This window comes from Cellulomonas sp. (assembly GCF_017744555.1).
Lineage (GTDB): Bacteria > Actinomycetota > Actinomycetes > Actinomycetales > Cellulomonadaceae > Cellulomonas.
Genome location: NZ_JAGIBD010000115.1, coordinates 1 through 674, shown reverse-complemented (window position 1 = coordinate 674; position 674 = coordinate 1). Strand labels below are relative to the sequence as shown.

At 80.4% G+C, this 674-nt stretch carries 1 protein-coding gene; it reads right to left on the bottom strand.

Going from position 1 to position 674, the window contains the following annotated elements; all coding sequences use genetic code 11:
* On the bottom strand, positions 1-674 hold a 674-nt coding region (locus J7523_RS20450), incomplete at both ends, for a UvrD-helicase domain-containing protein (RefSeq protein WP_291890641.1).

Sequence of the window (674 nt, the reverse complement as noted above, 5' to 3'; positions counted from 1 at the left end):
CTCGGCGACCCGGGCGGTCACCTCGCGCAGCGGCGCGGTCTGGCGCCACACGGTGCCGAGCACGACGTGCTCGGCGCCCAGGCCGTCGGGGGCGGGCGCGAGCGCGCGCGCGACCAGCGTGGGCTGCGCGCCGCGGAACGTCTGCACCGCGACGTCGGGGTCGCCCAGCAGCAGCAGCCGCGCGCCGCGGTCGGCGAACGCCCCGAGCAGGCGCGCGGTCGCCGCCGTGCTCTCCTGGTGGTCGTCCACGACGACGAGGCGTCGGCTCGGGCACGGGACGCCGGGCACGTCGTCGTCCCAGCGGCGCAGCGCGGCGACGGCCGCGTCGACCACGACGGCCGGGTCGAGCCGCTCGCCCGCGTCGGGCGTCGCGGCGGCCAGCGCCATGACGTCGAGGTACTCCTCGTACACGCGCGCGGCGGCGACCCACGCCGGGCGGCCCTCGCGGCGCCCGAGGGCCGCGAGGTCGGACGGCGCGAGGCCACGCTCGGCCGCGCGCATGAGCAGGTCGCGCAGCTCGTCACGGAACGCGCGCGTGCCGAGCGCGACGTCGGGGACGCCCGGCGGCCACGCCGGTCCCGTGACGTCGCCGGCCGCGTGCCCGGCCAGCAGCTCGGCGAGCGCGAGGTCCTGCTCGGGGCCCGAGACGAGGACGGGCGAGGGCTCGCCCAGCG